This window comes from Streptococcus mitis SK1080 (assembly GCF_000220085.1).
In the GTDB taxonomy this organism is placed as follows: domain Bacteria; phylum Bacillota; class Bacilli; order Lactobacillales; family Streptococcaceae; genus Streptococcus; species Streptococcus mitis_K.
On the sequence record NZ_AFQV01000024.1, the window covers coordinates 16,671 to 42,445 of the forward strand.

A 25,775-nucleotide genomic window follows, 5' to 3' on the forward strand; every position below is an offset into this window, starting at 1 on the left:
CTTATGCCAATCCCAATTTTTCAACAAGGGCTTCAAACTCATTCAAACGACGTTCAAAGACTGCAAAGGCATCGTTGAGGTAGTCTTCCTTCTCCATATCAACACCAGCTTTTCTCATGACATTAAGTGGATAGTCAGACTTACCTGCCTTGAGGTAGTCAATATAACGATCACGGTCTTCTTGACTACCATGGACAATCTTTTCAGCCAGAGCTGAAGCTGCTGCAAAACCAGTTGAATATTGGTATACATAGTAGTTATAGTAGAAGTGTGGAATGCGTGCCCACTCGTATTGGATTTCAGGATTGTCTTCCTTACTCAAACCATAATACTCTTGGTTCAAGTCTGCGTAGAGTTTATTTAAGAAATCGCTTGTCAAGACTTCACCATTTTGATCCGCTTGGTGAATCGCGTGTTCAAACTCAGCAAATTGAGTTTGGCGGAAAACTGTTCCACGGAAACCGTCTAGGAAGTTATTGAGAATAGCAAAGCGCGTTGCGTCGTCTTCCACTTCTTCCAATAATTTCTCCGTCAAGATATTTTCATTGGTCGTTGAGGCAATCTCAGCCAAGAAGATAGAATAATCTCCGTAAACATAAGGCTGCGTTTCACGAGTATAGCTTGAATGCATACTATGACCTGTTTCATGAACAAGAGTAAAGAGATTGTCTAGATTATCCTGCCAGTTAAGAAGCATAAAGGCATTTGTATCGTAAGAACCACCAGAATAGGCTCCAGAACGCTTGCCCTGGTTTTCGTAAACATCAATCCAACGCTCACTGAAGGCACGTTTGACACGGCTCAAGTAATCCTCGCCCAAGACTGCTAAGGCTTCTTCTGCTTTTTTCAAGGCTTCTTCATAAGTAAAACTGTATTCAACAGATGAAAGCGGTGTGTAAACATCGTACATCTTAAGGTCTGAAATTCCCAAAATTTTTGAACGAAGTTCAAGGTAACGATGCAAGAGTGGCAAATGCTTGCGAACTGCTGCTACCAAATTGTCATAAACACTTTCTGGAACAAAATTCGTCGCTAGGGCTGCATGACGAGCACTCTTGTAGTTGCGAACTTTTGCTCGGTAGTTTTGCACCTTAACATTGGTTTGCAAGGTTTTAGCATAGGTGTGTTGGAATTGTTCATAAGTCGCATAAAGAGCTTGATAGGCACCACGACGCACCTCACGATTTTTAGACTCCATCAGACGTGTGTAAGTTCCATGAGAGAGCTGCACTTCCTTACCATCATCGTCGAGGACATAAGGGAACACAATATCCGCATTGTCCAAGATAGCGAAGGTTTCACTTGCCGAACCAAAGATTTCTCCAGCTCCAGCCAATAATTCTTCTTCACGTTGTGAAAGAACGTGTTCCTTGCCTTGCAAAAGCTTATCAAAATAGTGTTGATAAACCTGCAATTTTGGCTGAGCTTCTAAAAAGTCAGCATGCTGCTTTTCACTGATTTCCATAAATTCAGGTTCATAGAATGAAAAGGCTTGGTCTAGCTGGCTATAGAGAGTCATGGCCTTGGCATAGTACTCTTGGTACTTGGCTTCACGTGTGTCTTGGTCATTCTTCATATGAGCATAAACGTAAAGCTTCTCCATTTGGCGTTCCATTTCAAGAGAAAATTCAGTAATTTCGAGTAGGCTATCCGCACTATCCAGGAGATGTCCTTCATACTGGGCTACTGTATCCAATTTTTCTGTTAAATCTTTTAAGGCTTCTTCCCAAGCCTGGTCAGTTGGGTAGATCGTTGATAGATCCCATTTATCTTTTTCATTTATTTCATGTCTTTGTAATACCATTAGATTCCTCCATCCTTTCTATTTTACCATATTTTTTAAGAAATATTGCTGATAAAAGGCTGGTGGATAGAGCTTTTGCCAATCATTTTGAGGATTTTCTTGATAATAGGTTTGAAAATACTGATAATAGCTGGTCAAATCTTTCTCAATTTGGCAAAACTCACCTACTAGTGGTCGAATTTGTGGATACCATTCTTTTATCCCATAAGTTAGGAGATTTTCTCCCTTTTTATAGGCTTCTGCTTGTTCTTTCATCCAAATGGGATTTTGATAATAAAGTTGCTGTCGGATATAGCGACAGATGTCCTTATCTTGAAAAACTGTAAAATGAGATATTTTTTGTTTCTTATAGGGAAGACGTAATATCTCCAGTAGACTACCGTGACCATAGGGAAATTCCTTAATCTGATAATGGAGTTTACCTCGGAGATCTTGGTGAATCAGGTATTTGAGTCTTAAAAGCTGTTTTTCCTTGTCTATTTCCCAAACATAAAAGCCCATGTTTTGACTGAAATAGAGAAAACCTTGTTGCAGACGAGTCAAACGCTCCTGGAGCCAAAGTTTTTCCCCCAGTAACCACAGTACTTGGTAACCCTGACTACGATAGCCCTTACTTCGCTCTTTAAGAACCTTTTGAGGCAAGGGACTACATTGAACTTCTAGAGCAAGATGACCATTTACAAATACATCCGCAATCTGTTTAAGCTCTGGAAGAGGGTATTCTAATTGCACCTCTGCCTCTTTTTTCAACCAGTGATAGAGGGATTCCTTATTGGCCAGGTGTTCTGGACTTTCATTTTCAGAGGAAAAATCACAGTCTTTTAAGGTTTTGTGGGCAAAATGGGTCCGGACACTTGGTCCTTGACGCAAACGGAGCTGACCTCCACAAGCTGGGCAGGTGTAGGCTTGCTTCTCAAGCTTATCCTCTAACACATTTACCAAATCTCCCCTAGCATCTCTCGCAACAAACATGATTTCACTCCTTTTCTATATTATTCGTAAAAAAAGAAAAAAGATCAGGAAATTCCTAATCTTCATTCACGCTTATTTGATTTTTTTAGCTAGCATGGTCGCAAAGCGTAGTTGAATACGATTGCCATTTTCGTCACGACGGTGCAAATGGCCTGGATTTTCATTGTACTTAACCAATTCCCAATCCTTGTAGTAGTCTGCCAATTCCCCTGCTTTAAAAGTGAATGGGAAGTTAACCGAGCAAGGATAATCCTCCGTGTCCATCGCACAAACGATAAGATTATAACCACCGACCGTGGTATGCTCCTGCATATTTTTGATAATTGCAGGAATGCGGTCTGCTTGCAAAAACATGAGAACAACTGTTGAAACGATAAAATCATATTCTTGTCCAATGCTGGCTGAATTGATATCGTAAAGACCGACAGGCATGTCCATATCTTCCTGTTCCACAATGCTTTGTAAGATTTCAAGGGCCAGTTCATTTTGATCCACAGCTGTCACATCAAAACCTTGCTGGGCTAGAAAGAGTGCATTACGGCCTTGACCACAGCCCAAATCCAAGGCTTTCCCTGGTTTTACTGTCTGCATAGCCTCTAGGACCTCTGAATGAACAGGATTGGTATTGTATTTTTTAGGGAAATAATCCTCAGGTTTACAATAAAACTCCAAATACCATTCCACATCGTCTGTGGCAGCTTCCACTCGGTGCCAGGCTTGTGGTTGTGCCATGGGATTGTCAGCCCCTGCTTCAAATAGGTGTTCAGCTAGAACCTCACCATCCTCTGTCAATTCAATAAACTTGAGAGCTCCTTTTAGAACAGTAATCTTGCCCCAAGTTCCAACCTTGGTGTTGTGTTTCTGCTGAACAGCCTCTGGCATGGTTTCTTTAGTCCACAAAGGCATACGTTTATAGGCAACTAGTTTTTCCATTTTCATTTCCTCTTTTTATCGCTGATTAACAGCTTTCATCACGCGCGCAATATCGCGATTCTGCTCACGACGTTTGATTGACTCCCGTTTATCATAGTCATGCTTCCCTTTAGCTAAACCTAAAAGGAGCTTGGCATAGCCATCTTTGATATAGACTTTTAGGGGAACCAAGGTCATTCCTGTCCCTTTGGTCTCTTGTTCCAACTTTTGGATTTGCTTTTTATGGAGTAAGAGTTTTCGACGACGTTCTGGTTCTTGGTTCCAGATATTGCCCTCTTCGTAAGGAGCAATATGAACATTGCTCAACCAGACCTCCCCATTTTTTACTTGGGCAAAGCCATCCTTGAGATTGATTCGAGCTGCTCGTACACTCTTGATTTCAGTTCCAGTCAGGACCATCCCTGCCTCTAGCGTATCTACGATTGTATAGTCGTGACGCGCCTTTTTATTTTGTGCGACGACCTTTCCCTCGCCCTTTGCCATGCTTGGCTCCTTTCTTAGCTACTTCCTTATAAAAAGGTTTCTTTCCTTTTTTCTTCTTGTCTTTTTGTGAATGCTTGCGCTTATCATTTGAGCGTCCTGATTTTCTCTTATCTTCCTTCTTATCTGAACGACGATTTGAACCACGCCCTCTGTCACTGCGACTAGACTGTTTCAAGCCTTTTTCAATCACATCAAACTCACTTGGGATGTAAGAGAAGTCAATTTCACCTGTCATCTTATCCGCTCTTTCAACTCGGATACGGATTTGCTGACCTACACGGAAGGTTATTCCTGATTTCTCTCCACGAAGGGTTAAATCACGTTCGTTGAAATGATAAAATTCAGGTAGATTAGTGATGTGAATCAAGCCTTCAACTGTGTTCGGCAATTCGACAAAGAGACCAAACTTGACAATACTGGACACAACCGCATCGTACTCTTCACCCACGTATTCTTCCATGTACTCAGCCTTTTTCATGGCTTCGACTTCACGCTCAGCCTCAATGGCACGACGTTCACGGTTGGAAGACTGGGTCGCGATCTCTGGAATTACTTGTTCAAAATGCTCTGCTATTTCCTTAGAACGGCCGTAATCACGAATCATACGGTGAACAAGAAGGTCTGGATAACGACGAATCGGGCTAGTAAAGTGAGTATAATAGTCAGCAGCTAGTCCATAGTGGCCGTGATTGTGCTCTGAATAGCGAGCCTGTTGCATGGAGCGAAGAAGCATCATGGACAATACATCTGCATAAGGTTCTCCCTCAACAGCACGCATGATGTCTTGGAGAGCCTCCTGGCTAATCTCACTAGCAGTCCCATAAATGCGCAAGCCAAAACTCGAAGCATAATCAATAAACTTCTGAACCTTTTCAGCCTTTGGCTCCTCGTGAATTCGATAGATGAAAGGTAAATCCAGCTTGCTGAAATGTTCGGCAACTGTTTCATTAGCCATCAACATGAAGGACTCAATCATACGCTCGGCAACACCACGCTGACGAAGAACGATATCAACAGGCTTACCTTGTTTATCCACTAAAATCTTCGCTTCATTGGTATCAAAATTAAGGGCACCACGTTTCACACGCATGTTTTCTAGAATTTCATGGAGCTTGGCCATGAGTTCGATACTTGGAACAATTTTCTTATATTCTTGTCTCTTCTCCTCGTCACCTGCTAGGATATCATTGACATCGCTATAGGTCATACGAAAACTGGTCTTGATAACTGTTTGTGTAATGGTGTAATTAACCACATGACCATGTTTATCAATCTCCATGATGGCTGACTGGGTCAGGCGGTCAACTTGAGGATTGAGGGAGCAAATTCCATTAGACAGTCGTTCTGGAAGCATTGGGACAACTCGGTCTGTCACATAGACAGAAGTCGCGCGGTTAAGGGCTTCCTTGTCAAGGGCCGAACCCTCGGTCACATAGTAGGAAACATCTGCAATGTGAACTCCGAGTTCCAGATTACCATTTTTCAAGTCCTTGATATGCACCGCATCGTCCAAGTCCTTGGCATCCGCGCCATCAATGGTGAGGGTAATCTCACCTCTCAAATCCAGACGGCCTTCCATATCCTTTTGAGACGGAGCATCAGGCACACTTTCTGCTTCCTTGACAACGGCTTCTGGAAACTCAGATACAATGTCCATAGACTCTAAAACCTCAAGGACATCAATTCCGACATCCGTTGAATGCCCCACCACATCGAGGACACTAGCGACAAAGAAATCATGTTTCTTACTTGGGTATTTATCGATAAAGACCTTGAGAACTTCGGTTCCTTCTAGTTTAAGGGCTGGTTTCTTAACATAGATGGGTTGGCTGATTTTCTGATTTTTTGAACGGATGTAACCCGCATACTTAGGTTTTTCCTGATCTAGAACGATTTGGCCGACAACTGTTGTCAGGCTGTGTTCTAAGATATCAATAATTTTGGCTTCTGCTGCTGTTCCCTTATTGCGGTCAGCGACTTTTTTGATGACGATCTCGACGATATCACCATCAATAGCATAGTTGACATCGTTTTTTCCTACAAAAAGGTCGTCCTCCTCGCCTTCTAGGCTGACAAAACCAAAGCCACTTTTATGGGCATGAAAAATCCCCTTGAGGGTAATCTCATGTTTTTTCTTGGCTTCCAAGGTCAGACTGCCATCTTCCTCAAAGCGAATCTGGTGCTTTCTTTCCATTAAGGACAAGGTTTTAATCAACTCACGAAAATCCTTGGACCCGTCTTTTCCCAAAGCCTGAGCCAAGTCATTGACCGTTACCTTTCCCTTGTCTTGTAAATGTTCTTTTATTCTGTCTTTCATATTTTCTTTCTAGATTTTTTATTTTCTTTTACTGTAAAACCTTCTCAAATATCTTTTAAAAATAAAAAGAGGCAAAGACCTAGTCCTGCCCATTATTTTCTTATCTACTTGATAATACCGTCAATGCTAAGGCAATGGCTAGCCAGAAAAAGACTAAAATCCCTGTCAAACGCTGCATTACAGCTTCGAAACCGCGTGCTTTACTGCGTTCAAACAAATCACCTGAGCTGGCATCAAATACATTGCTGGATTGATTTTTGGTTGGTTGCATGAAAATCGCAATCACAATCACAACAGATAATACTAATAAAATGGTTAATAATAGGTTATACATATCAAACTCCTTAAAATCCCTATTATTTTACCATAAAATCTACTTAGATTCAAGATGTAGGGTTACTTTTCTTTCCTTGGGACAATACTTTAAAACCTCAATCTTGTCTGGATGGGTTTTTGAATTTTTACTGGTTAGATAATTGATACTGCCACAAGAGGAGCATTTTAGATTAATTTTTACTCGCACTAGATTTCCTTTACTTTTAATAATGTTCGAAATTGAAGCAGGTTAAAGAGACAACTAAAGGCAACACAAAGGCTTGTCGCATAAAAGACTGCATGGTAGCCAAATTTTCCTGCTACTGCAGAACCTGCCATAGGCCCAACGACACCTCCCAGATAAAAGAATACCTGATTGAAGGCAAAGACCCTCGAAATGCCGGCTTTGGGAGTCATTTTGCTGAGAAGGGCATTAACTCCGGGAATCAAGGCACCGGTTCCCAAACCAAAGAGGAATCGATAGAGTCCTAGTTGAAGCGGACTAGAGGCATTGGCACAGAGGAGATAGATGATGACTGAATAAAGCTGGGCTACAACCAAAAGGCGATGATTGCCCACCTTGTCACCTAGCTTTCCCATGACTCCTGCACTCATCATGCTGGAAAAGCCCATACTGGACACAATCAAACCAGAGACAAAAAGAAGATTCTCTGTCTGGCCTAAGTCGCGTACATACAGAGCTAAGATAGGACCAATCGATTGGGCTGAAAATTGGATGACAAAACTGGTCAGAAAGAGGTTGACCAAAAGATAGGGATATTTAACTGATGTAAATAATTCCTTTGTTGGGATGGACTTTTCCTTGGCTACTGGTTGAAAATCTTCCTTGATAAAGAAAATAGTCAAAACAGCAGCTAAAAATAGAAAACAACCAACCAGTAAAAAGACAGTACGAATGCCAAATAATTCTGCGATAAAGCCACCAATAAAGGGACCAGTTAGAGTACCTGCAACTACGCCTGTAGACAAAGTTCCGAGAGCAGAGCCTGATTTCTCCTTGGGAACCTGACTGGCTATCAGGGCTGTTGCATTGGGAACAAAACCCGCAAATACACCATTCAGTAAACGAAGAAAGATTAGCCAATAAATATTTGGCACAAAGGCCAAGCCTCCCATAGTAATGGTCATGGCCAAGCCAGCACGAATCATCATGGGTTTTCGACCGTATTTATCAGCAAGGATACCCCAGATAGGAGAAAAGAGCGCTGCGGAAATGGCAGAGACAGAAATAGCTAAACCTGCATAAAAAGCAACTTGCTCACTGCCTACACCTAGATTTTCCACAAAGATGGGCATAAAAGGCACAACCAGAGAAATACTTGCTCCAGTCAGAAAATTACCAAACCAAGCAATGCGCAAATTATCCTTCCAGTTAATCTCTGTCATCTTGCCTACCTCCCTCAAGCAGGGAGAACACCTGAGTAAGAAGCTGGTCCTGATTCCCATTGTTGTTTAAAACATGGCTGGCCAAATGTTTCTTTTTTCTAAAGGCCATTGGGCTGCCAGACGAGACTCAGCTTCATCCTTGGATAGCTGATCCCTTTTCATTAGGCGTTCTACTTGGACATCTCGGTCCACATAGACCAACCAAGTCTCATCAAACCAAGCGCTGTAATCCTGCTCAAAAAGCAGGGGAATATCCATGAAAAAAATCTCTTCTGTCTGAGCCAATTGGTCTCTTAATGTAGCTAGTTCCTCACGGATAATCTCTCCTTGGATTTGCTTAGACCATTCTCGTTCTTCAGGATTTGAAAAGATAAGACTAGCTAGGAGAGGGCGATTAAGTTCTCCGTTTTCAAGGATGATTTCTTGCCCAAAGTGCTGGACTAGAGCTTCAAACAGACGACCACCAGGTTTCTGTAGTTGGTGAACGACTGCGTCGGCATCCACTACTTGAAAGCCTTGCTTTCTTAGAAAATTTGTCACGGTTGACTTACCAGAGGCAATTCCCCCAGTGATTCCGATGATTTTTTCCATCAGTCCCTCCTTTGACACTGAGGACAAAAGTGGGTTCCACGTCCGCCTAGTTGGATTTTCTCAATGATGGTGCCACAACGTGAACATTCTTGTCCAGCCTTATCATAGACCTGATGAAAATCCTGCATGGTTCCATCTTCCCCAAAGGCATTGGTATAGGTCCGAATGGTGGAACCGCCTTTTTCAACAGCCTGTCCCAATACAGCAATGGTCTGGTCATGAATGGCAGTCACTTCTGCTGCTGTCAAAGTCTGGGAAGGTCTAGCCGGATGAACCTGAGCTCGCCAGAGAACCTCATCCACATAAATATTGCCAAGTCCAGCTACCAAAGTCTGGTCCAAAAGATGGGATTTGATAGGCTTTTTGGACTTGGCTAGGGCAGCTTGAAAGACCTGTAAATCAAAGTCTTGTTCGCTTGGTTCAGGCCCTAGTTTTTTAGAAATAAAGTAGACTTCCAAAAGGTCAGGAGCCAAAAGTTCCATAGTACCAAACTTGCGAACATCCTCATAAACAAGCGTGCCACCATCTTCAAACTGAATCAAAACATGGGCATGCTTGCGTTCAGGTACTTGGTCTGGATAGTAAAAATACTTGCCCTCCATCCGCAAATGGGAAATCAAGACCGTGTCTGTCAGGTAGAAAATCAAATATTTACCACGCCGTCCCATTGACTCAACAACTTGACCAGGCACTTTCTTTTGAAACTCGTCCAAATCCATCTTAATCATCTTGGGATAGCGAATTTCTACACTCGAAATCTTCTTTCCCAAAATCAATTTTTCCAAGCCACGACGAACGGTTTCAACCTCAGGTAATTCAGGCATAAGTCCTCCTTCTGTAAAAACAAGAAGCAGGCATGAGCCCACCTCTACTTAGTATTCTTTTTCATTATAGCCAAAGTCAGCCAAATCTAGCTTTTTATCGCGCCAGTTTTTCTTGACCTTGACCCAGGTTTCTAGGAAGACCTTGTCTCCTAGCATAAGTTCGATATCACGACGAGCTATGCTACCGATTTTCTTAAGCATAGCGCCACCTTTACCGATGATAATCCCTTTTTGGCTATCACGCTCGACCATGATGGTTGCACAGATATGAACCTTGTCTGTCTCTTCGTCTCGTTTCATAGAATCCACAACTACTGCGACAGAATGCGGAATCTCTTCACGAGTTAGGTGCAAGACTTTCTCACGAACCATCTCTGAAACCAAGAAGCGTTCTGGATGGTCTGTGATTTGATCAGACGGGAAATACTGGAATCCTTCGTCCAGATTTTCACTCAAAATATCCACTAGACGAGAGACGTTATTTCCTTGAAGAGCTGAGATTGGTACAATTTCCTTAAAGTCCATCTGATTTCGGAAATCATCAATCTGAGACAAAAGCTGGTCTGGGTGGACCTTATCGATTTTATTCACCACCAAAATCACAGGAACCTTGGCAGCCTTGAGACGCTCGATAATCATATCGTCCCCCTTACCACGCGCTTCATCAGCAGGCACCATAAAAAGGACGGTATCCACTTCACGCAGGGTGCTGTAGGCAGACTCAACCATGAAATCTCCGAGAGCTGTTTTAGGTTTGTGAATCCCTGGTGTGTCGATAAAGACAATTTGCTCCTTATCGGTTGTGTAAATTCCCATGATTTTATTGCGCGTTGTCTGCGCCTTATCACTCATGATGGCAATCTTTTGTCCCATGACATGATTTAAAAAGGTTGACTTCCCAACGTTGGGACGTCCTAAAATGGCTACAAAGCCTGATTTAAAAGTCATAATTTCCTCTTACTGTTTAAAATATTAAATCCCAGATTCGTGGGAGAAAAATCAATGTGCCTGTTAAGGCTGCGAAAAGAGAGACCACTAATACCGCGCCAGCCGCCATATCCTTGGCATTTTTAGCCAGCATAGAAAAGTGATAGTGACTGGCCAAATCCACCACATTTTCAATAGCAGAGTTGATAATCTCAAAGGCTACTACCAAGAAAATGCTCAATAGGAGAAAGAGCCATTCGATTCGTGACACCTGAAAAACAAAACCTGCAAGGATGACCACAAGAGCCGTCACTGCATGTTTTCGCATATTGCGTTCTTCCTTGATGGCAGTAAAAATTCCTGTGAGAGCAAATTCTAAACTGGATATCAGGTCACGATTTTTCCATTTTCGTTTATTGTCTTGTGAGTCCATAGGCTGTCAAAATTTCTTCTTGTAAACCGAACATCTCCGCTTCTTCTTCCGGAGTGTAGTGATCATAGCCGTTGATATGTAAAAAGCCGTGTACTGCCAAGAAGCCCATCTCACGCTCAAAGCTATGGCCATATTCCTCGGCCTGCTCATGAGCCTTATCGATAGAGATGAACAATTCCCCAATATAGGCATCAAACTCAGACATCATCTCTGCCAATTCCGGATTTTCAAGCAAATCTTCCTCGTCAAAGGCAATTTCCAACTCTGGCTTATATTCAAGGCTGATAACATCTGTCGGACGGTCTGTGTCACGGTACTCCAGATTAAGTTCATGACTACGTTCATTGGTCACAAAAGTGATTGCCATCTCCTTGTCTTCTTTTCCTAATTTTTGGGCTGCAAATTCCAAAATTTCTTGGGTTTGTTGCAACATTTCTTTTGAAACTTGACCAGTTTCATCTACCATTTCAATATACATGTGCTTCTCGTTTCTCTTTACTTGGCTTTATTATACCACATTTCCATGATTTTATTCTACCTTTTTGATATAATACTATGGAATACAATCACAAGGAGAGAACGATGTCATTTGACGGATTTTTTTTACACCACATGGTTGAGGAATTGCGAAGAGAGTTAGTGAATGGTCGCATCCAGAAAATCAATCAGCCTTTTGAACAAGAGTTGGTCTTGCAAATCCGTAGCAATCGCCAAAGCCATCGCCTGCTCCTTTCTGCCCATCCTGTTTTTGGACGCATTCAGCTGACCCAAACAACTTTTGAAAATCCAGCCCAACCCTCTACCTTTATCATGGTTTTGAGAAAATATTTGCAGGGTGCCCTGATTGAGTCGATTGAGCAAGTGGAAAATGACCGTATTGTGGAAATGACAGTTTCCAATAAAAACGAGATTGGAGACCATATTCAGGCTACCTTGATTATCGAAATCATGGGGAAACACAGTAATATTCTACTGGTTGATAAAAGTAGCCACAAAATCCTCGAAGTTATCAAACATGTTGGCTTTTCACAAAATAGCTACCGTACCTTGCTTCCTGGGTCTACCTATATCGCTCCGCCAAGTACGGAATCTCTCAATCCTTTCACGATCAAGGATGAAAAGCTCTTTGAAATCCTTCAAACACAGGAAACGACAGCTAAAAATCTTCAAAGCCTCTTTCAAGGTCTGGGACGCGATACGGCAAATGAATTGGAAAGCATACTGGTTAGTGAAAAACTTTCCACTTTCCGAAACTTTTTCAATCAAGAAACCAAGCCATGCTTGACAGAGACTTCCTTTAGTCCAGTTCCTTTTGCAAATCAGGCGGGAGAGCCTTTTACCAGTCTTTCTGATTTGCTGGACACCTACTATAAGGATAAGGCTGAACGCGACCGCGTCAAACAGCAAGCCAGTGAACTCATTCGTCGTGTTGAAAATGAACTTCAAAAAAATCGACATAAGCTTAAAAAACAAGAAAAAGAGTTACTAGCGACAGACAACGCTGAAGAATTTCGCCAAAAAGGGGAATTGCTGACAACCTTCCTCCACCAAGTGCCTAACGACCAAGACCAGGTTATCCTAGACAACTACTACACCAACCAACCTATCACGATTGTGCTTGATAAGGCTCTGACTCCCAACCAGAATGCCCAACGCTACTTTAAACGGTATCAGAAACTCAAAGAAGCTGTCAAATACTTGACTGATCTGATTGAAGAAACCAAGGCCACTATTCTCTATCTGGAAAGTGTGGAGACCGTCCTCAACCAAGCTGGACTGGAAGAAATCGCTGAAATCCGTGAAGAATTGATTCAAACAGGTTTTATCCGCAGAAGACAACGGGAGAAAATCCAGAAACGCAAAAAACCAGAACAATATCTAGCAAGCGATGGCAAAACCATCATCTATGTCGGCCGAAACAACCTGCAAAACGAGGAGCTAACCTTTAAAATGGCTCGCAAGGAGGAACTTTGGTTCCATGCCAAGGACATTCCAGGAAGCCATGTTGTCATCTCAGGCAATCTTGACCCATCTGATGAAGTCAAGACAGACGCAGCAGAGTTAGCTGCCTACTTCTCTCAAGGTCGCCTGTCAAATCTGGTGCAGGTGGATATGATTGAAGTCAAGAAACTCAACAAACCAACTGGTGGCAAACCAGGCTTTGTCACTTACACAGGACAAAAGACCCTCCGTGTCACACCAGATCCAGAAAAAATTGCATCCATGAAAAAATCCTGATTTTATTTGAAATCAGGATCTTTAACTTATACTCAAATCATATCCAATAATAGGACTAATCTTTGCCACCTAGTTTCTCATTGATTTTCATCATCACACTAGCAATTTTTTCACCCCAATAAGGGTCTGAGGCATATTCTACATTCATACCAGACGCCTTGTTTCCAAGGAAAGTTCTACCCCTATCGATATAATTTTCCTTAATCCACTTGGTTGCACCTAAAATTCCCTTATCCACATCATCAAATGTCTTGGCAGAAAGGTAAGGAGTCGTATCATAGGCTGTAATTCCAAAGAAATTATTCTTATCTTTGGCAATCTTACTTCGTCCCCAGTCACTTTCTAAGGCACTATGGGCAAGGAGGTAAAGGGCATTGATATGGTAATGTTCTTCGGCTTCCTTAAAAGTAGCTCCCTTGTTTTCCAAGAGACTATTGTCAATATTTAACAGACTAAATACCTTATCCAAGTCTTCAGCACTGTAGTTTGTAGCCTCTGTCAAATCTTTGAAAAGGAAGGGATTCTCAAGCTTAAAACCATCAAAATGCAGCCCATCTGCCGAATAATATTTCTTGCCTACTTCCATATCAGAAAGATGAGAAGCTACTGGGATACTAGCATTCTGAGCCACATAGTGATAAAAACGGTGGCCATCACTCTCATAATAAGGGATAAAGTCCTTACTAGCATCTAGTGCTTGTAAATCTTCTGTTTTCATATAGCCTGACAAACCAGAAACAGTAATAGCTAGGCGCTTGTCATCGCTTTTTCTATCCTTATCTAGCCAGACAACACTACCTTGTGATATATAGGAGAGCTTTTCACCATCTGCATTATAAACATTGGCTGTGACAGGCACTACTTGATAGTAAGCAGCATTTTCGTTTGTAGCTTTTTCTCCAAGCAATTTACCGTCGCTTCCAAGCTGATAACCATCTACAGTCTCATTTTTCGCCATGTAACCACCAGATTTGAAGTAGTACCAGGCTTGACTTTTAGCATCGTATAGCCATTCTTTCTCAGTCATTTTGCCATCAGACTTGAGGTAAAACCAAGATTCCTTATCCCAAATCCATTCATTTGCTGCCATATAGCCACCGGATTTGAGATAATAATAGTGACCATTTTCGAAAATCCATTCTTTATCAGCATGATTTCCATTTGCTTTGATGTAAAACCAAGATTGGTATTGTTTGTCAAAAAGCCAACCTTGCTGCACTTTGGCACCACTGGCATTCACATAAGCCTGCTCAATCCACTGACTTGTTAGCAAATAACCACCAGATTTGAAATAATAGTCCTTGCCCTTAATTTGGAGCCATTCTTTCTCTGCGTGTTGTCCATCTGATTTGATATAAAACCAAGCATCGTATTGAGAATCAAATACCCAGTCTTCTATTACTTTGGCACCTGATGCACCGACATAGGAAGCTCCTAGCCAAGCATTTCTTTTCAGCTTTCCATTTTGGTCAAGATAATAGAAGGCTCCCTTGTCTTCTATCCATTCTGACTTGGCCATATAGCCACCAGATTTGAGGTAAAAATAGTCGTCACCTTGCTTTAGCCATTCATTTTCAGCATAGTTGGCATCTTCTTTTATATAAAACCAAGATTGATAGTGAGCATCAAAAATCCACTCATTAGCTGCTTGACTACCGTCTGCTTTCAGGTATTGTTTTCCTTGCCAAGTACCATCACTGGCCATTGCACCCTCTGGACTAGCTAAGAAAAATAGCAGAGCTAAAAAAACAAATCCCAATTTCTTCATTAATTCACTTCCTCTGTTCTTACTCATTTCATTATATCAAAATTCTCTATAATCAACATTACAAACTAATAAAAAATCAAGAACAGATTGATTGCAGTTTACCTCAGAGACTCTTTTACTTCCTTGCGTAGATTTTCTAAACTGCTAATGCCGTATTTGTCCATAACTTTTGCTAAATTTTCGATGATATCAGGACAGGCATAGGGATTGGTAAAGTTGGCTGTTCCAACTCCGATTGCAGATGCCCCGGCCAGATACATTTCTAAGGCAGCTTCAGCCGAATCCACTCCTCCCATTCCAATGATAGGCAGGTCTGTTGTTTGGGCCACTTGGCGGATAAGTTTGAGGGCTACTGGAAAGACTGCTGGACCAGACATTCCACCTGTTCCATTGGCCAAGATTGGTTTTCTGGTTTTGAGGTCAAAACGCATTCCAACTAGAGTATTGATCATGGTCAAGCCACTTGCTCCCGCATCTTCTGCAGCTTTTGCGACAGTAACGATATCGGTCACACTCGGGGTTAATTTGACATAAACTGGCACATCAGACGCTTCCACAGCTGCTTTCACCACATCATAAGCCAAATCTGGATCTTGACCAATCAAGAGTCCGTGATTACAGTGGTCAACATTGGGGCAAGAAATATTGAGCTCGATGGCCTTTACATTAGCTGCCTTGGAAATCCCATGAGAAACAGCCGCATACTCTTGTTTTGAAAAACCAGCCACATTGGCAATAATAGGAAGATTTGGATATTCTCTTTCCAACCAAGGTAGCTTTTCGGCCAAAACAACTTCCAAACCAGGATTTTGCAAGCCAATTGCATTGAGCATGCCAGCAGGTGTTTCTGCCACCCTTGGAGTTGGATTGCCAAAACGGGCTTCAAGGGTTGTCGCCTTGATCATAATAGAACCTAAAAGATCTAAATCATAGTACTTGGCATACTCTTGTCCAAAACCAAAACAGCCTGATGCTGGAATAATCGGATTTTTCAAATCCAAACCAGGTAGAGAAACTTGTAAACGATTTGTAGACATGATTTTCTCCTTATAATACAACTGTTCCTGTGCGGAAAACAGGGCCATCTTCACAGACGCGTTGGCTTACCGTCTCGCTTTCTGGTACTTTTAGGACGCAGGCATAGCAAGCTCCCATTCCACAAGCCATACGAGATTCCAGAGATAGATAGGCTCTTGGGTGGTCATAAAAAGTTTGATTGATATACTTCATCATTCCAGGCGCCCCACATGAGTAAACAGCATCAAACTGACTGTCTAAATCATTGATGACAACAGAAACATTCCCCTTGATGCCATAAGAACCATCATCCGTCGTTACAAAGACCTGGCCATATTGGGTCAATTCCTTTTCAAGAATAACGGCATCCTTATTAGCAAAGCCAAGAACTGTCACTACTTTCACACCACGCGTATGCAACTCCTTGGCCACCTCAAGCAAGGGTGGAACACCAATCCCACCACCAATAAGAAGAACCTGACTCTGCTCATCTAGGTCAGACAAGTCAAAACCATTCCCCTGAGGCCCCATCACATCCAGAGTATCTCCCTGACTTAAGGTTGAGAAAATAGCTGTCCCAGCCCCTTCAATCCGATAAATGAGATGACACTGCTTCTTAACCTTATCAATAGATGAAATCGAAATAGGGCGACGCAAGAGATGGGCGTCATCAGGCACACGCAGATGAAGAAATTGGCCTGCCCGCATAGCTTCAACCATTTCCCCTTCTAGGACTAATTCAAAGATTGCTGGCGCGATTTCCTCCTGTGCAACCACCTTCATGGTTTCCAAGCGAATAGCACCCAAACGTTTCTTACATGTGGGATTCATGACTTTTCCTCCTTAAATTTTAAGGGGACCAGACAAAGAAAAGACCTTGCTAGTGCAAGGCCTCAGTTAAAATCGTACAACACAAGAGAGCACACTCAAAAAGTCTCCTCTAGAAAATTGCACTATTCTTTTATCTGACACCTTGTGAGTCTCTCTGGACTCCCCTTAAAGGTTAAATTTTTACTAGTATACTCTTTCAGCTAAAAAAAGTCAAGTAGAAAACGAACATTCTACTTGACCTCACGAGATTATTTCAAGGCTCGGGATAAAAAGGTTCACTGGACCTTTTTATTTAGCGATTGGGTAAACAGAAACTTGTTTTTTATCGCGTCCTTTACGTTCAAAGCGTACTACGCCTTCAACTTTAGCGAACAAAGTATCGTCTCCACCACGACCAACGTTTACACCTGGGTAGATGTGTGTACCACGTTGACGGTAAAGGATTGATCCACCTGTTACAGTTTGTCCGTCAGCTGCTTTAGCTCCAAGACGTTTTGCTTGTGAATCACGTCCGTTTGATGTAGAACCTCCACCTTTTTTGTGGGCGAAAAGTTGCAAGTTGTTAAGAGTCATTTTTAACATAATGTTTTCCTCCGTGTTAGTTTTCTGTGATAACTCTGGTTTGGACGAACTCAGAAGAGTTCTCCGATAAGTTTGCCATACCTAAGAAAAATGATTCAAAGAATAACTGGGTCATTTCTCTTTGGTGTGAAGGCAGATCTTTTGGAATTTCAACCATCAGATAGCCACCTTCATCTTCGTTTAATTCTAGGATTGGTTCATAGCCTGCAAATTTTTCAATGGAATTGATAAAGTTAATGGCAAGCGTAGAAACCGATGCACACACGACATCAAAGCCGTATTCGCCACTCTCGGCGTGTCCAGTAATTTCCGCACTCCTCAGCTCGCCATCTTCGGCTCTCTCAAAGACTGCTTGTATCATGTGTTCTCCTTAAAATTAAGCGTTGATTGCGTTGATGACAACTTTAGTATATGGTTGACGGTGACCTTGTTTACGGTGGCTACCTTTTTTAGGTTTGTACTTGTAAGTAACAACTTTCTTTTGTTTTCCTTGTTTTTCAACAGTTCCAACTACAGTAGCTCCAGCAACAAGTGGAGTTCCGACAACAGTGTTTTCACCACCAACAAGAACAACTTCGTTAAAAGTAACTTCTTGACCAGCTTCAACGTTCAATTTTTCAACGTAAACTGCTTGACCAACTTCAACTTTAACTTGTTTTCCGCCAGTTTTGATAATTGCGTATGTGCTCATTATGCACCTCCTATGATTTTTATGGGTTTCCCCGATTTTTTTGTGAAGACTCGCCTAGCATCGTGGGACGAACCACTTAAACTTGAATAATCAAGCAACGATGTTCGTGCGGTTGCACAGGATCGTGCATAGTCAACTCTTCAAGTATAGCATATCTCCTATTTTCTTACAAGTAATAACACCTAAAATCAAGCTTTTTCTTTTACTTTTTTCTGCCAAGAGGCAAAAAGCATGCTAATGTAAAAAATGCTCATCATAATAGGAACACCAAGAATGGTCTTTTCATGATAGAAAATCGTCAAATAAGCTGAAAAGACAACGCCAAGGACAAAACTACTAAGTAGGCTAACAAATATGAACCCTTCACGCAAAAAAGGAGTGTGCTTGGTTCGGAAATAATCTCCAAAAGCCAGCATGGTTCGTTTGATATTCCCTGTCATAAAGGCATTATTGTAGGCAATACCCGAAACCTCACCAAAAGCAGTTGTCACCAAGCCCATACAAAAGGCTAATGGCGGTACTAGATAGATATTATCTACAGTTTGCGGCACAAAACCAATAATGATTGATAAGATTGCCAAAGGAATCAATGACAGAATGGGCTTTTTCACAATTCTCAATTTTTCCTTATAAACAGTTAATAAAAAGACCCCCATCATAAAAGCTAGTAAAGTCATTACTTTGGCACTGGCATCTGACACATTATGTTGAATGAGCCCCACTGATAGAAAGACGACATTCCCAGTTTGTCCAGCTACAAGAGTATTCCCTCGGACAATAAAAGTATAGGCATCTACATATCCTGCACAAAAAGTCAAAAAAAGCGCTAGCCTCTTAGACTGACGTGATATTTTTCTTATAGGTAATAGCCTCATTTTTCCTCCCATTTCATTTACTCATTTCATTATTGTACCACTTTCTTTGGGAAAGTCCTAGTAGCTTATTTGAAAATTTTCCCCTGCGTAACTTCTCAAAGTAACTTCCACCTCTCTCCCAAAACTGGAAGTTACTCTAAGACGACTCTGTTTTAGGGCTATTTGTCGTGCACTTTTTTCTGAGTCTTTTCTCTTTTGAACCCTTATATATCAAGAAAAAGAAAACCAGTGGAAGTTAGTCTAAGACGGATTTCCACTGATGTCACGCGTTTTTATCATACTAAAAGCTAGGTTGTGGGAAACTGGAAGTTAGTTTTAAAAGTTACCAATTTTTCTCCTCTGTTGGATAGTCTCGTCCATCTATGTTATAATGAAAGAAGGATTTAAAATCGGAAAAGGAGTATCTATGCTTAAATTAGGTGTCATCGGCACTGGCGCTATCAGCCACCACTTCATAGAAGCAGCCCATACCAGTGGAGAATACCAGCTGGTCGCAGTCTATTCTAGAAAGTTAGAAACCGCAGCAACCTTTGCTTCTCACTATCAGGACATCCAACTCTTTGATCAAGTAGAAGACTTCCTCAAGTCTTCCTTTGATGTAGTCTATATTGCCAGTCCAAACTCCTTGCATTTTGCTCAGGCAAAAGCTGCCTTGTCTGCTGGTAAACACGTCATTCTTGAAAAGCCAGCTGTCACTCAGCCACAGGACTGGCTGGATTTGATTCAAACAGCTGAAAAAAATTACTGTTTTATCTTTGAAGCAGCTCGTAATTACCATGAGAAAGCTTTTACTACTATCAAAAACTTTTTAGCAGACAAACAAATTTTGGGAGCAGATTTCAACTATTCCAAGTATTCTTCCAAAATGCCTAACTTGTTGGCTGGGGAGACACCAAATGTCTTTTCAGACCGTTTTGCTGGTGGAGCTCTTATGGATTTGGGAATTTATCCTCTCTATGCTGCTGTTCGTCTTTTTGGAAAAGCTAATGACGCGACCTATCAAGCTCAACAGCTTGACAATAGCATTGACCTAAATGGAGATGGTATCCTCTTCTACCCAGACTTTCAGGTTCACATCAAGGCTGGAAAAAACATCACTTCCAATCTTCCTTGCGAGATTTATACGACAGATGGTACCTTGACCCTCAACACCATTGAGCATATTCGCTCGGCTATTTTTACCGACCACCAAGGCAATCAAGTCCAGCTCCCTATCCAACAGGCTCCTCATACGATGACTGAGGAAGTCGCTGCATTTGCACACATGATTCAGCAACCAGACCAGACACTCTACCAGAATTGGCTGGATGATGCAGGCTCTGTTCATGAGCTACTATATACCATGCGCCAGACTGCTGGCATTAGATTTGAGGCAGAAAAATGAAAAACAAACTACCGACTGAATGGCAAGAACTGAGTGACCAACTCGGTTTCCAAGAATTCACTCCCATTCAAACCCAACTATTTGAGCCCCTTCTTGCTGGAGAAAACCTCCTAGGAGTAAGCCCAACAGGAACTGGTAAGACCCTAGCTTACCTCCTACCAAGTCTTCTCAGACTACAAAAGAAAAAAGCGCAGCAACTCTTGATTCTAGCACCAAATACGGAGCTTGCTGGACAGATTTTTGATGTATGTAAAACGTGGGCAGAGGCTATCGGATTGACTGCTCAACTCTTCCTTTCAGGTTCAAGTCAAAAACGACAAATTGAACGCCTTAAAAAAGGACCAGAAATTCTGATTGGAACTCCTGGCCGTATCTTTGAACTAATTAAATTGAAAAAAATCAAGATGATGAATGTGGAAACCACCATCCTGGATGAATTCGACCAATTGCTTGATGATTCTCAGATACACTTTGTCGAGAAAATCACCCACTACGCACCTCGTGACCACCAACTCATCTACATGAGTGCCACGACCAAGTTTGACCAAGAAAAGATTGCGCCTAACACACGTACCATTGATCTCTCTGACCAAAAATTGGACAACATCCAACACTTCTACATGCAGGTAGACCAACGTCACCGAGTGGATATGCTACGAAAACTAGCTCATGTGGAAGATTTCCGCGGTTTGGTCTTCTTTAACAGCTTGTCAGATCTAGGAAGTGCAGAAGAAAAACTACAGTATCGGGATATCTTGGCTATTTCCCTCGCTAGTGATGTCAATGTCAAATTTAGAAAAGTCATATTAGAAAAGTTTAAAGATAAGCAACTAACCCTACTCCTTGCAACTGACCTTTTGGCTCGTGGAATTGATATTGATAGCCTAGAATGTGTCGTAAACTTTGATATCCCAAGAGATATCGAAACTTACACTCATCGTGCTGGACGTACTGGCCGTATGGGCAAAGAAGGTTATGTTATCACTCTCGTCACTCATCCAGAAGAACTTAAAAAACTCAAGAAATTTGCGAGCGTACGTGAAATTGTCTTGAAAAATCAAGAACTCTATATTAAATAATCCCCCATTGCTCTATACACATCTAGTGTATGGAGCTTTTTTATAAGCAATTCAATTTTATACTCTTCGAAAATCTCTTCAAACCGCGTCAGCTTCGCCTTGCCGTATGGATATGATACTGACTTCGTCAGTTCTATCTACAACCTCAAAACGGTGTTTTGAGCTGACTTCGTCAGTCTTATCTGCAACCTCAAAAACATGTTTTGAGCTGACTTCGTCAGTCTTATCTACAACCTCGAAACCATGTTTTGAGCTGACTTCGTCAGTTCTATCTGCAACCTCAAAACAGTGTTTTGAGTAGCCTTCGGCTAGCTTCCTAGTTTGCTCTTTGATTTTCATTGAGTATTAGTTCAATATTCGAAAAAAAGAACCTTGCAAAGCAAGATTCTTTTAGTGTCTGACTTAAATAATTGTTCTTCTGGGAACTAAATCGAATTAAGCTTCGATTTCTGTAACCATACCTGAACCAACAGTACGTCCACCCTCACGGATAGAGAATGTAGTACCTTGTTCTACGGCGATTGGGTGGATCAACTCAACGTCGATTGTCACGTTATCACCAGGCATTACCATTTCAGTACCTGCTGGAAGTTCGATTGAACCTGTAACGTCAGTAGTACGGAAGTAGAATTGTGGACGGTAGTTGTTGAAGAATGGAGTGTGACGTCCACCTTCTTCTTTAGTAAGGATGTAAACTTCACCTTTGAATTTAGTGTGTGGGTTGATTGAACCTGGTTTAGCGATAACTTGTCCACGTTCGATTTCATCACGTTGAACACCACGAAGAAGGACACCTACGTTATCTCCGGCAAGACCTTCGTCAAGTTGTTTACGGAACATTTCAACACCAGTAACAACTGCTTTTTGAGTTTCTTCTTTGATACCAACGATTTCGATTTCGTCGTTGACTTTAACGATACCACGGTCGATACGTCCTGAAGCAACTGTACCACGTCCAGTGATTGAGAATACGTCTTCGACTGGAAGAAGCAATGGTTTGTCAGTGTCACGTTCTGGTTCTGGGATGTACTCATCAACTGTGTTCATCAATTCCATAACGATGTCTTCGTATTTAGTGTCACCTTCAAGGGCTTTAAGAGCTGAACCTTGGATAACTGGAAGATCGTCACCTGGGAAGTCGTATTCTGACAATAGGTCACGGATTTCCATTTCAACCAATTCAAGCAATTCTTCGTCGTCAACCAAGTCAACTTTGTTCATGAAGACGATAAGGTGTTTAACACCAACCTGACGTGAAAGAAGGATGTGTTCACGAGTTTGTGGCATTGGTCCGTCAGTTGAAGCTACTACAAGGATAGCTCCGTCCATTTGAGCGGCACCAGTGATCATGTTTTTAACGTAGTCCGCGTGTCCTGGAGCGTCGATGTGAGCGTAGTGACGTTTTTCAGTTTCGTACTCAACGTGCGCAGTGTTGATAGTGATACCGCGTTCGCGTTCTTCTGGAGCAGCATCGATAGACGCATAGTCTTTAGGTTGGTTAACTGATGAAGGCAAGCGACGTGCCAAAACAGTTGTGATAGCTGCAGTTAGGGTAGTTTTACCGTGGTCAACGTGTCCAATAGTACCAATGTTAACGTGTGGTTTACTACGATCGTATTTTTCTTTTGCCATTTGAGTAAAAGCCTCCAATAAAATATATTTTATAGATAGACAGTAGGCAATACAGTCTAACTTTCCTTACTATTTTATCAAATTTCAGCTAAATTGCAAGTGTTTTACAAAGTTTTTATGAATTATTCTTAATCTGCTAATCTAAACGGCACTTCTACTCCTATCACTTCCCTAAAGAAAAAGAAAAATCAGGGTTCTCCTGACTTTTACTTAGCTAATTCTCTTTCTCGTTCTTTCATTATTTTATGATTTTCATACAAACGGGATAAGAACTTAGAAATTTCTTTTAAGATAGAATAGGTTGGTACTGCGACAATCATGCCAATGACACCATAGATATTACTTGATAACAGAAGTAATACTAAAATTGTTATTGGATGAACCTTCATCACACCACCAACGATTCGAGGGTAGAGGATATTTCCATCCACTTGTTGAATGATTAGCATGTAAACAACTGCAATTAGCATTCTATGAGGATCAGTAAAGACATTGGCAATAATCATCGGAATCAAGCCAATACTTGGTCCCACATAAGGAATGAGATTGGCCAATCCTGAAAAGATAGCAAAGACCAAAGCGTATTTCAAACCAATCACGCTATATCCGATAAAGGCCAAACAACCGATAATAATGGCATCAATTGCGACTCCACTAATATAGCGAGCAATTGTTGCATTCAAATTCTTTAAAAGACCTGCAATATGCAACTTATCTCTCTTTAAAACAGTACGTTCAAGCATCGGTAAAAATTTGTTACCATCTAACAAAAAATAGACCAAAAACACAGGAGTCATAATAATAATCAAAACGGTACTAAAGAGAGCTGATAGGACACTTCCGACACTATTGGTAACGCTATTTAGGATATTTTGTAAAATATCTACATAGGATAAATTTAACTGTTGAATAGTCGCTTGAATATCCAAATTTTGAAAGGCTGGATATGTAGATAAATCTACAATCAAATCTTGTAAACGACTATAGATAGTCTGACTAGTCGCAATCAAGCTGGTCAACTGATTAACCAAAATCGGTAAGAGATAGACTACCCCAATGACAAGCCCCCAAACCAAAGCACACAAGGTTAGTAGAATACCAATGATACGATTAATTTTGAAATACTTTTGTAAAAAATTTACAATAGGATTGGTCAAATAATATAAAAAACCACCTAGAAGAAAAGGAATCATGATGGTGTTTGCTACGCTTACAAAAGGCGTGATAATCGCCCCCATCTCTCTCCATAAATAAAAAATGATTGTTAATAATAAAATCTCACTGGTCCAAAAAAATAATTTATTCTTACGAAACATGAGCTACCTCCATTCATCTATTTTACCATACTTTCAAAAAAGCTTCTTTCTTCTATCATGAAACTGGGAATATTTTTTTCTTTATGTTAGAATAAACTTACTATGAAAAAAATCATTTTAACTCTCTTAAGTCTATCCGTAATTGGGGCAGCATCTACTGTTGCTGCCCAAGATTTTAATATTGCTGCTAAACATGCCATTGCTGTTGAGGCAAATACTGGTAAAATTCTCTATGAGAAAGATGCAACTCAACCTGTCGAAATTGCTTCTATTACAAAACTACTTACAGTTTATCTTGTCTACGAGGCTCTAGAAAATGGAAGTATCACACTATCCACCCCAGTAGATATTTCTGATTATCCTTATCAATTAACGACAAATTCCGAAGCCAGTAATGTTCCTATGGAAGCCCGTAATTATACCGTCGAAGAGTTGCTTGAAGCAACTCTGGTATCTAGTGCCAACAGTGCCGCTATTGCCCTAGCTGAGAAAATTGCTGGCTCAGAGAAAGACTTCGTTGATATGATGCGTGCCAAACTCTTGGAATGGGGAATCAAAGATGCCACCCTTGTCAATACGACAGGTCTTAACAATGAGACACTAGGAGATAACATTTACCCAGGGTCTAATAAAGATGATGAAAATAAGCTCAGTGCTTATGATGTCGCTATCGTTGCCCGCAACCTCATCAAAAAATACCCACAAGTCTTAGAAATCACCAAAAAACCTTCTTCTACTTTTGCTGGGATGACAATCACTTCAACCAACTACATGTTAGAAGGTATGCCTGCTTACCGTGGTGGTTTTGATGGGCTAAAAACAGGAACAACAGATAAGGCTGGAGAGTCTTTTGTTGGTACTACTGTCGAAAAAGGCATGAGAGTCATCACAGTTGTTTTAAATGCAGACCATCAAGACAATAATCCCTACGCTCGGTTTACAGCTACATCTTCCCTAATGGATTATATTTCTTCTACATTTACACTTCGCAAAATCGTGCAAAAAGGCGATGCCTATCAAGATAGCAAAGCCCCTGTACAAGATGGAAAAGAAGATACGGTCACTGCAGTGGCCCCAGAGGATATCTATCTAATCGAACGTGTTGGGAATCAATCTTCCCAATCTGTTCAATTCACTCCCGATTCTAAAGCAATCCCAGCACCACTTGAAGCCGGAACAGTGGTTGGCCATCTGACTTATGAAGACAAGGACTTGATTGGTCAAGGTTACATCACCACAGAGCGCCCTAGTTTCGAAATGGTTGCAGAAAAGAAAATTGAAAAAGCCTTCTTCTTAAAAGTTTGGTGGAATCAGTTTGTCCGCTTTGTTAACGAGAAATTATAAAAAAATCGCGAT

Annotated in this window: 26 protein-coding genes, 1 pseudogene and 1 other annotated feature; of the genes and pseudogenes, 4 read left to right on the top strand and 23 right to left on the bottom strand. The window is 41.3% G+C overall.

Features of this window, described 5'->3' with window-relative positions; genetic code table 11:
* Position 1 precedes the first annotated feature (1 nt).
* From pepF to ybeY, 13 genes and pseudogenes are all read right to left on the bottom strand, one after another.
* Positions 2-1,804, bottom strand: a complete 1,803-nt coding sequence (gene pepF / locus HMPREF9957_RS10875) for an oligoendopeptidase F (protein WP_000244088.1) — start codon at positions 1,802-1,804, stop codon at positions 2-4.
* 18 nt (positions 1,805-1,822) lie between these two features.
* Positions 1,823-2,776, bottom strand: a complete 954-nt coding sequence (locus tag HMPREF9957_RS10880) for a competence protein CoiA (RefSeq protein ID WP_000495889.1) — start codon at positions 2,774-2,776, stop codon at positions 1,823-1,825.
* A gap of 72 nt (positions 2,777-2,848) precedes the next feature.
* Positions 2,849-3,709, bottom strand: a complete 861-nt coding sequence (gene tehB, locus HMPREF9957_RS10885; protein ID WP_000413775.1) for an SAM-dependent methyltransferase TehB — start codon at positions 3,707-3,709, stop codon at positions 2,849-2,851.
* A 15-nt stretch (positions 3,710-3,724) separates the two neighbouring features.
* Positions 3,725-4,192, bottom strand: coding sequence for an SsrA-binding protein SmpB (gene smpB, locus HMPREF9957_RS10890; protein WP_001051750.1), 468 nt, complete (start codon positions 4,190-4,192; stop codon positions 3,725-3,727).
* Positions 4,155-6,509, bottom strand: a complete 2,355-nt coding sequence (gene rnr, locus HMPREF9957_RS10895; RefSeq protein ID WP_000654867.1) for a ribonuclease R — start codon at positions 6,507-6,509, stop codon at positions 4,155-4,157. The genes smpB and rnr overlap by 38 nt, the downstream gene beginning before the upstream one ends.
* A gap of 100 nt (positions 6,510-6,609) precedes the next feature.
* Positions 6,610-6,843, bottom strand: a complete 234-nt coding sequence (gene secG, locus HMPREF9957_RS10900; protein WP_000282517.1) for a preprotein translocase subunit SecG — start codon at positions 6,841-6,843, stop codon at positions 6,610-6,612.
* Between the two features lie 39 nt (positions 6,844-6,882).
* Complete coding sequence (rpmG, locus tag HMPREF9957_RS10905) at positions 6,883-7,032, bottom strand: 50S ribosomal protein L33 (protein WP_001809104.1); 150 nt, start codon at positions 7,030-7,032, stop codon at positions 6,883-6,885.
* On the bottom strand, positions 7,032-8,231 hold the full coding sequence (locus tag HMPREF9957_RS10910; protein WP_000136125.1) for a multidrug efflux MFS transporter PmrA: 1,200 nt from the start codon (positions 8,229-8,231) through the stop codon (positions 7,032-7,034). The genes rpmG and HMPREF9957_RS10910 overlap by 1 nt, the downstream gene beginning before the upstream one ends.
* Positions 8,218-8,822 (bottom strand): annotated as a pseudogene (gene coaE / locus HMPREF9957_RS13635) (dephospho-CoA kinase). Before coaE ends, HMPREF9957_RS10910 begins: the two are co-directional and overlap by 14 nt.
* Positions 8,822-9,646 carry a DNA-formamidopyrimidine glycosylase gene (gene mutM, locus HMPREF9957_RS10920; protein WP_001114626.1) on the bottom strand — a complete coding sequence of 275 codons (825 nt, stop codon included), beginning with the start codon at positions 9,644-9,646 and terminating at the stop codon, positions 8,822-8,824. The pseudogene coaE and the gene mutM overlap by 1 nt, the downstream one beginning before the upstream one ends.
* A 48-nt stretch (positions 9,647-9,694) precedes the next feature.
* Positions 9,695-10,594, bottom strand: coding sequence for a GTPase Era (gene era / locus HMPREF9957_RS10925; RefSeq protein WP_000143262.1), 900 nt, complete (start codon positions 10,592-10,594; stop codon positions 9,695-9,697).
* Positions 10,595-10,610: 16 nt separating this feature from the next.
* Complete coding sequence (locus HMPREF9957_RS10930; protein WP_000378167.1) at positions 10,611-11,006, bottom strand: diacylglycerol kinase family protein; 396 nt, start codon at positions 11,004-11,006, stop codon at positions 10,611-10,613.
* Positions 10,987-11,484 carry an rRNA maturation RNase YbeY gene (gene ybeY, locus HMPREF9957_RS10935; protein ID WP_000275153.1) on the bottom strand — a complete coding sequence of 166 codons (498 nt, stop codon included), beginning with the start codon at positions 11,482-11,484 and terminating at the stop codon, positions 10,987-10,989. Before ybeY ends, HMPREF9957_RS10930 begins: the two co-directional genes overlap by 20 nt.
* Positions 11,485-11,588: 104 nt before the next feature.
* Here ybeY and pavA point away from each other — a divergent pair, with 104 nt between their 5' ends.
* The gene (gene pavA, locus HMPREF9957_RS10940; RefSeq protein WP_000006749.1) at positions 11,589-13,244 is read left to right on the top strand and encodes an Rqc2 family fibronectin-binding protein PavA; all 1,656 of its coding nucleotides are present in this window, start codon (positions 11,589-11,591) and stop codon (positions 13,242-13,244) included.
* 55 nt (positions 13,245-13,299) lie between these two features.
* On the opposite strand, the gene HMPREF9957_RS10945 is transcribed toward pavA, so the two are convergent.
* The 7 genes from HMPREF9957_RS10945 to HMPREF9957_RS10975 form a co-directional block, all read right to left on the bottom strand.
* Complete coding sequence (locus tag HMPREF9957_RS10945; RefSeq protein ID WP_000732982.1) at positions 13,300-15,012, bottom strand: glucosaminidase domain-containing protein; 1,713 nt, start codon at positions 15,010-15,012, stop codon at positions 13,300-13,302.
* Positions 15,013-15,110: 98 nt separating this feature from the next.
* Entirely contained in the window at positions 15,111-16,097 is a 987-nt protein-coding gene (locus HMPREF9957_RS10950) for a dihydroorotate dehydrogenase (RefSeq protein WP_176605512.1), read from the bottom strand.
* A complete protein-coding gene (locus HMPREF9957_RS10955; RefSeq protein WP_001070082.1) occupies positions 16,060-16,860 on the bottom strand; it encodes a dihydroorotate dehydrogenase electron transfer subunit in 801 nt (266 codons plus the stop codon). Before HMPREF9957_RS10955 ends, HMPREF9957_RS10950 begins: the two co-directional genes overlap by 38 nt.
* 288 nt (positions 16,861-17,148) lie before the next feature.
* Entirely contained in the window at positions 17,149-17,442 is a 294-nt protein-coding gene (gene rpmA / locus HMPREF9957_RS10960) for a 50S ribosomal protein L27 (protein ID WP_000916509.1), read from the bottom strand.
* 16 nt (positions 17,443-17,458) lie between these two features.
* The gene (locus tag HMPREF9957_RS10965) at positions 17,459-17,803 is read right to left on the bottom strand and encodes a ribosomal-processing cysteine protease Prp (RefSeq protein WP_000613694.1); all 345 of its coding nucleotides are present in this window, start codon (positions 17,801-17,803) and stop codon (positions 17,459-17,461) included.
* A gap of 15 nt (positions 17,804-17,818) precedes the next feature.
* On the bottom strand, positions 17,819-18,133 hold the full coding sequence (gene rplU / locus HMPREF9957_RS10970) for a 50S ribosomal protein L21 (RefSeq protein WP_000109141.1): 315 nt from the start codon (positions 18,131-18,133) through the stop codon (positions 17,819-17,821).
* Positions 18,134-18,169: 36 nt separating this feature from the next.
* Positions 18,170-18,257: a sequence feature (ribosomal protein L21 leader region), on the bottom strand.
* A 64-nt stretch (positions 18,258-18,321) separates the two neighbouring features.
* Positions 18,322-19,020 carry a YoaK family protein gene (locus HMPREF9957_RS10975; RefSeq protein ID WP_004242711.1) on the bottom strand — a complete coding sequence of 233 codons (699 nt, stop codon included), beginning with the start codon at positions 19,018-19,020 and terminating at the stop codon, positions 18,322-18,324.
* 394 nt (positions 19,021-19,414) lie between these two features.
* On the opposite strand from HMPREF9957_RS10975, the gene HMPREF9957_RS10980 reads away from it, so the two are divergent.
* Positions 19,415-20,392, top strand: coding sequence for a Gfo/Idh/MocA family protein (locus tag HMPREF9957_RS10980; protein ID WP_000915907.1), 978 nt, complete (start codon positions 19,415-19,417; stop codon positions 20,390-20,392).
* Positions 20,389-21,471, top strand: a complete 1,083-nt coding sequence (locus HMPREF9957_RS10985; RefSeq protein WP_000791755.1) for a DEAD/DEAH box helicase — start codon at positions 20,389-20,391, stop codon at positions 21,469-21,471. The genes HMPREF9957_RS10980 and HMPREF9957_RS10985 overlap by 4 nt, the downstream gene beginning before the upstream one ends.
* A gap of 78 nt (positions 21,472-21,549) precedes the next feature.
* Here HMPREF9957_RS10985 and HMPREF9957_RS13640 read toward each other — a convergent pair whose 3' ends face one another.
* The 3 genes from HMPREF9957_RS13640 to HMPREF9957_RS10995 form a co-directional block, all read right to left on the bottom strand.
* Complete coding sequence (locus tag HMPREF9957_RS13640; RefSeq protein ID WP_000693398.1) at positions 21,550-21,810, bottom strand: hypothetical protein; 261 nt, start codon at positions 21,808-21,810, stop codon at positions 21,550-21,552.
* A 96-nt stretch (positions 21,811-21,906) separates the two neighbouring features.
* Positions 21,907-23,103 carry an elongation factor Tu gene (gene tuf, locus HMPREF9957_RS10990; protein ID WP_001040726.1) on the bottom strand — a complete coding sequence of 399 codons (1,197 nt, stop codon included), beginning with the start codon at positions 23,101-23,103 and terminating at the stop codon, positions 21,907-21,909.
* A 206-nt stretch (positions 23,104-23,309) separates the two neighbouring features.
* Positions 23,310-24,419, bottom strand: a complete 1,110-nt coding sequence (locus tag HMPREF9957_RS10995) for an AI-2E family transporter (RefSeq protein ID WP_000488880.1) — start codon at positions 24,417-24,419, stop codon at positions 23,310-23,312.
* Between the two features lie 102 nt (positions 24,420-24,521).
* On the opposite strand from HMPREF9957_RS10995, the gene pbp3 reads away from it, so the two are divergent.
* Entirely contained in the window at positions 24,522-25,763 is a 1,242-nt protein-coding gene (gene pbp3 / locus HMPREF9957_RS11000) for a D-alanyl-D-alanine carboxypeptidase PBP3 (protein WP_000720657.1), read from the top strand.
* Positions 25,764-25,775 lie beyond the last annotated feature (12 nt).